Genomic DNA, 5,664 nt, shown 5'->3' with positions numbered 1-5,664 from the left:
GGGACGCAGTCCCAGAGCACACACGCGCCGCCGACCCCGTCGGCGTCGACCAGCGTCACCGACGCCCCGTGCTGCGACGCCACCAGCGCCGCCTCGTAGCCTGCAGGTCCGCCGCCGATGATCGCAATACGGGTCACGTCTGAAAAGCTCCTCTGTTGGTGGAACGCTGGCGCGCTCGGGCCGGGCTCGCCCTTGTGGGGCTCCCACTCCGTCGGGGTGTTCGGCCCCCATCATTTCAGGTCCGCCGATGTGACGCCCGTCGTGTGCCCGGGGTGTCTCCGCACGCGTTCGCGGATGTGACGGTGAGCTGATCTGGGCGGGAGACGGGAATTCCCGCTGCGTTATTGGCTACAGTTCACAGGTGCCGATCTACGCCGCTTACGGGTCCAACATGGACTCGACGCAGATGCTGGAGCGCTGCCCCCACTCCCCCATGTCCGGGACGGGCTGGCTGGAAGGCTGGCGTCTCACCTTCGCCGGTGACGACATCGGGTGGGAAGGCCCGCTGGCCACGGTCGTCGAGGACCCGGGCGCCCGGGTGTTCGTCGTGCTCTACGACGTCTCCCCCGAGGACGAGGAACGCCTCGACCGCTGGGAGGGCTCGGATTTCGGTATCCACAAGAAGATCCGCCTCCGGGTCACCGGCAACGACGGCCAGGCCCAGCTCGCCTGGCTCTACGTCCTCGACGCCTACGAGGGCGGCCTGCCGTCGGCCCGCTACATCGGCGTGATCGCCGACGCCGCCGAAAAGGCGGGCGCCCCCGAGGATTACGTCCACGCCCTGCGCACCCGCAACAGCCGCAACGTGGGGCCGGGAAGCGTCTGATACCTGGAGCGCCGGGGCGCTCGAGTCGCGGCCCCCTGTGTCCCGCTGGGGGTGGCGTCTTTCGTGCGACTGCGCTGCTACGAAAGACGCCACCCTCAGCGGGACGGCCGCGACGCCCGCCGCGCGGGCGGCCTCCTCGGGGTCGGCGGTGCCAGTCGGCTGGTACGGCGCTCCCTCAGGGACGGCGCTGGAGGACCAGGTTCGTCAGGACTCGCACGCCGACGGCCAGGGCGCGTTCGTCGATGTCGAACGTGGGCTGGTGCAGGTCGAGCTGGTCGCCCTCGCCGGGCCACACGCCGAGGCGGGCCATGGCGCCGGGGACTTCCTCGAGGTACCAGGAGAAGTCCTCGCCGCCCCCGGACTGCGGGGTGTCGGCCAGTGCGCCGGGACCGAGCGCGCCGATGGCGTTCTCGAACATCAGCGTCGAGGCGGGGTCGTTGACCACCGGCGGGACGCCGCGCTTGTAATTGAGCTGGTAGCGCACCCCGGTCGGCGCGAGCAGGCCGTCGGCGATCTCGCGGACGAGCGGCTCCAGCAGGGCCCAGGTCGCGTGGTCGCCGGTGCGGACGGTGCCGGTGAGCATGCCGGTCTGCGGGATCGCGTTGGGCGCCTTGCCCGCGCTCACCGCGCCCCACACCATGACGGTGCTGGTACGCGGGTCGACGCGGCGGCTCAGCAGGCCCGGCAGGCCGGTGATGACGGTGCCGATGGCGTAGACCAGGTCGCTGGTCAGGTGCGGGCGCGAGGTGTGCCCGCCGGGCGAGTCGAAGACCAGCTCGACGGTGTCGGCGGCCGAGGTGATCGCCCCGCCGCGCACCCCGACCTGCCCGACCTCGAGCCGCGGGTCGCAGTGCAGGGCGAAGATCCGCTCGACCCCGGCCATCGCGCCGGTGGCGACCACGTCGATGGCGCCGCCGGGCATGACCTCCTCGGCGGGCTGGAAGACCAGCCGCACGCCGACCGGCAGCCGGTCCTCGATCTCGGCCAGCGCCAGCGCGGTGCCGAGCAGCACGGTGGTGTGCGCGTCGTGGCCGCAGGCGTGGGAGACGCCGGGCACGGTGGAGGCGAAGCTCAGGCCGGTGAACTCCTGCATGGGCAGCGCGTCCATGTCGGCGCGCAGGCCGATGCGCGGGCCTTCCGGGCCGAGGTCGCAGATCAGTCCGGTGCCGCCGGGCAGCACCCGCGGCTCGAGGCCGGCCTTGACCAGCCAGCCCGAGACGAACTCGGTCGTGGCGAACTCCGCGCGCGACAGCTCCGGATTGGCGTGGATGTGCCTGCGCCACTTGACCAGATCGTCGGTGTGCTCGGCCAGCCAGGCGTCCACCCTCTCGGAGAGATCGCCCGCTTCCGCACGGGCGATACCGGGGTGACCGGGGATGCTCACCGGATGTCCTCCTGTCGTTCGACCAGCCGCTGCAACAACCTGCTCTTCTGTTCTTCATCGCGCGCGACCGCCATCGCGGTACGCGCGAGTGCCGTCGCCCCGTCGACCACCGCGCGGTCGGCCGAGTCGTTCACCGCCGCCGCGGCGAACGCGGGCTGGTGGGTGACCGCGCCGCCCGCGTCGATGCCGATCACCGGATGGATACCCGGCACGACGTTGGTGACGTTGCCCATGTCGGTGCTGCCCAGCGGACGCGCCGCCTCGAGCTCGGGCGCGATCGGCACCCTGCCGAGACCGGCCAGCTGGGTGCGATAGACCTCCAGCACGGCGGGGTCGGGCGTGAGCTCGGTGTAGGTCGGCGCGAGCGTCCGTATCTCGTGGGTGCAGCCGGTCGCCAGGGCACCCGCCTCGAAACAGGCCGACGCTCGTCGCATCAGATCGTCGAGGGATGCGGCGTCGGCTGCCCGTAGGTAGTACAGCAGCTCCGCATGGCCGGGCACGATGTTGGGGGCTACGCCACCGTCGGCGACTATACCGTGCAGCTGCTGACCGGGGCGGAAGTGCTGGCGCAGCAGGCCGAGGGCGACCTGGGTGACGGTGACCGCGTCGGCGGCGTTGCGGCCGAGCTCGGGCGCCGCGCTGGCGTGTGCCTCGCGTCCGTGGAAGGTGACCGACAGGTCGGCCAGGGCCAGCGACCGCGCGCCGACGATGTCGGCGGGGCCCGGGTGCACCATCATCGCCAGCGCGATGTCGTCGAAGGCGCCGTCCTCGAGCATGAGGATCTTGCCGCCGCCGGACTCCTCGGCCGGGGTGCCGAGGACGACGACGGTCAACCCGAGGTCGTCGGCCACCGCGGCCAGGCCGAGCGCGGCCCCCACCGAGGACGCGGCGATGATGTTGTGCCCGCAGGCGTGGCCGATCTCGGGCAGCGCGTCGTATTCGGCGCAGATCCCGACGGTGAGCGGGCCGCTGCCGTAGACGGCGCGGAAGGCGGTGGGCAGACCCGCGACGCCGGTGGTGACCTCGAACCCGCGCTCGGCCAGCGGGGTGCGGATCTTGGCGACGCTGCGCGTCTCCTCGAAGGCCAGTTCCGGTTCGGCGTGCACGGCGTGCGAGAGCGCGATCAGCTCCGCGGACGCAGCGGAGATCGCCACGTCCGCGGGCGAAGCCGCGGGAGTGCCCATGGCCCGAGCCTAGTGGGCGGCGTGCCCGCCGTCCTCGTCAGACCTGGGCAGGCGTCCCGTTCAGCCGCCGAAGGGCAGGTTCTCCGGGGTGACCGGGACGGCCAGCGCGGCCAGGGTCTCCTCGTGCAGCGCGGCCTTGATGATCGGGGTGATCGGCTTGCGCAGGCTGGTCAGCGCCGCGGCCTGGGCGACCGCGCTCTTCAGCAGGTCCTCGGCGTCGGCCTTGCCGTCGGCGATGCCCGCGGCGATCGCCTCGTCGGCGCCGTAGCGGTGGCCGGTGGTCATGGCCCGCACGCACACCTGGTTGGCCAGGCGGCCCTTGAGCAGGCCGTTCATGCCGACGGTGAAGGGCATGCCGAGGTGCACCTCGGGCAGCGACCAGAAGCCGCGGTCGCCGCGCACGATCCGGAAGTCGTGCGACAGCGCGAGCATGGCACCCGCGCCGAAGGCGTGCCCGTTGACCGCCGCGACGGTCGGCATCGGGAAGGTGAGCAGCCGGGTGTAGAGCGAGTGCACCCGGTCCAGGTAGCCGTGGATCTTGTCCAGGTTGGCGAAGACGAAGTCGGTGTCGAGGCCGTTGGAGTAGAACTTGCCGGTCGCGTGGGTGACCAGGGCCGCGGGGCCCTCGCTCGCCTCGACCTCGTCGAGCAGCGCGTGGAAGGCCTCGATCCAGTCCGGCGAGAAGCGGTTCTCGTTGTCGGTCTGGCCCTCGTTGCCGAGGTAGACCACGAACACATCACCATCACGTTCCAGATACGGCATGCGCACAGGGTAGAAGATTGCTGCCCGATCGCTACCGACGGGTAGCTCGCGGCGGCGGTTCTTCCCCGGACCCGGGGCGGGGGCGGCGGATACACTCGGCGCCATGCTTGCCGAAGAGGCCGCTCGGGCGATCGCCGACCGTACGTCAGTCCCGCGTCACCGTGTCGCGGTGGTGCTCGGATCGGGCTGGCAGGAGGCGGCCGCGCAGATCGGCACGCCGACCGCGTCCATCCCCATGCAGGAGCTACCGGGCTTCGGCAGGCCGACCGCCCGTGGACACGGCGGCATGGTGCACTCCGTGTCCGTCGACGGCACCCCGGTCCTGCTGCTCATGGGCCGCCAGCACCTGTACGAGGGGTACACCCCCGCCCAGGTGGTGCATCCGGTCACCGCCGCGATCGCCGCGGGCGCGGAGATCGTGCTGCTCACCAACGCCGCCGGCGGCATCCGGCCCGGCCTGCGGGTCGGCGAGGCCGTGCTGATCGCCGACCACCTCAACCTCACCGCGCGCACGCCGCTCGAGGGCGCGCACTTCGTCGACCTGGTCGACGCCTGGGACCCCAAGCTGCGCGAGCTGGCCCGCGGTATCGACCCCTCGCTCACCGAGGGCGTCTACGCCGGCCTCACCGGCCCGCAGTACGAGACCCCGGCCGAGATCCGCATGCTCGCCACCGTCGGCGCCGACCTGGTCGGCATGTCGACCGTGCTCGAGGCCATCGCCGCACGCTCGCTGGGCGCCCGGGTGCTGGGCATCTCGCTGGTCACCAACCTGGCCGCGGGCGTCACCGGGCAGCACCTCTCGCACGAGGAAGTGCTCGCCGAGGGCCAGGCGGCCGCACCGCGGCTGGGCAGGCTGTTGCGCGGGATCCTGGAGCAGGTCTAGTGCTGCGGTTCGGGACCGCCGGGCTGCGCGGGCCGTTGCGGGAGGGCCCGGACGGCATGAACGTCACCACGGTGTCGCGGGCCACCGCGGGCCTCGGCGACTGGCTGCGCGGGCGCTGCCTCGGCGGCGGCACCGTCGTGGTCGGCCGCGACGCGCGCCACGGCTCGGCCGCATTCGCCACCGCGACCGCGGAGATCCTCGCCGCGCAGGGCTTCTCGGTGGTCCTGCTGCCCGATCCGGTGCCGACCCCGGTGGTCGCGTTCGCGGTCCGGGCCCTGCGCGCGGTCGCCGGTGTCCAGATCACCGCGTCGCACAACCCGCCCGCCGACAACGGCTACAAGGTCTACCTCGACGGCGGGTCCCAGCTCATCGCGCCCGCCGACACCGAGATCGAGCGCCGCATCGAGGCGGTGACCGAGCCGATCGACCGCGTGCCGGTCGAACCGTCGGGCGCCGACCTGGTCCAGCGGTATCTGGCCCGGATCGCCGAGCTGCCGACGCCGGCCCCTTCGGCCGGGCCGGTCGCCGCCGAGGCGGATCCACCGGCGCCCGGGGCCGGCGAGCGGGTGAGCCCCGAGGCCGCCCGCACCCCGGCGGACCGGGCGGAGGGCCCCGGCGGACGGCT

The 5,664-nt window shown here is 72.8% G+C and carries 6 protein-coding genes and 1 pseudogene; 3 read left to right on the top strand and 4 right to left on the bottom strand.

The annotated features are described in order from the left end of the window. Positions 1 to 137, bottom strand: a 137-nt coding sequence (locus tag ON36_RS33350; RefSeq protein ID WP_157224793.1) for an FAD-dependent oxidoreductase, incomplete at its 3' end; no start/stop codon positions are given. Between the two features lie 224 nt (positions 138 to 361). On the opposite strand from ON36_RS33350, the gene ON36_RS05220 reads away from it, so the two are divergent. Beyond that, a complete protein-coding gene (locus ON36_RS05220; RefSeq protein WP_043648279.1) occupies positions 362 to 826 on the top strand; it encodes a gamma-glutamylcyclotransferase family protein in 465 nt (154 codons plus the stop codon). A gap of 175 nt (positions 827 to 1,001) precedes the next feature. Here the strand turns inward: ON36_RS05220 and ON36_RS05215 are convergent, their stop codons facing one another. Genes ON36_RS05215 through ON36_RS05205 form a run of 3 tightly spaced genes read right to left on the bottom strand, consistent with a single transcriptional unit; the run spans position 1,002 to position 4,156 of the window. Further along, the gene (locus tag ON36_RS05215; RefSeq protein ID WP_373281772.1) at positions 1,002 to 2,150 is read right to left on the bottom strand and encodes a M20 family metallopeptidase; all 1,149 of its coding nucleotides are present in this window, start codon (positions 2,148 to 2,150) and stop codon (positions 1,002 to 1,004) included. Positions 2,151 to 2,206: 56 nt separating this feature from the next. Then, positions 2,207 to 3,394 carry a M20 family metallopeptidase gene (locus tag ON36_RS05210; RefSeq protein WP_043648277.1) on the bottom strand — a complete coding sequence of 396 codons (1,188 nt, stop codon included), beginning with the start codon at positions 3,392 to 3,394 and terminating at the stop codon, positions 2,207 to 2,209. A gap of 60 nt (positions 3,395 to 3,454) precedes the next feature. Beyond that, a complete protein-coding gene (locus ON36_RS05205) occupies positions 3,455 to 4,156 on the bottom strand; it encodes an enoyl-CoA hydratase/isomerase family protein (RefSeq protein ID WP_043648274.1) in 702 nt (233 codons plus the stop codon). A 103-nt stretch (positions 4,157 to 4,259) separates the two neighbouring features. Between ON36_RS05205 and ON36_RS05200 the strand changes: the two genes are divergently transcribed. After that, positions 4,260 to 5,039 (top strand): purine-nucleoside phosphorylase, encoded by a 780-nt coding sequence (locus ON36_RS05200; RefSeq protein ID WP_043648271.1) that lies wholly within the window; start codon positions 4,260 to 4,262, stop codon positions 5,037 to 5,039. Next, positions 5,039 to 5,664 (top strand): annotated as a pseudogene (locus tag ON36_RS05195) (phospho-sugar mutase); the annotation flags it as partial. The gene ON36_RS05200 and the pseudogene ON36_RS05195, both read left to right, overlap by 1 nt.

This window comes from Nocardia thailandica NBRC 100428, from assembly GCF_000308795.1.
GTDB lineage: Bacteria > Actinomycetota > Actinomycetes > Mycobacteriales > Mycobacteriaceae > Nocardia > Nocardia thailandica.
This window is presented reverse-complemented; position numbering and strand designations above follow the sequence as displayed.

Coding starts and splice junctions, on each gene's coding strand:
- ON36_RS05210 (WP_043648277.1), bottom strand. CDS start 3,394: ATGGGCACTCCCGCGGCTTCGCCCGCGGACGTGGCGATCTCCGCTGCG.
- ON36_RS05205 (WP_043648274.1), bottom strand. CDS start 4,156: ATGCCGTATCTGGAACGTGATGGTGATGTGTTCGTGGTCTACCTCGGC.
- ON36_RS05200 (WP_043648271.1), top strand. CDS start 4,260: ATGCTTGCCGAAGAGGCCGCTCGGGCGATCGCCGACCGTACGTCAGTC.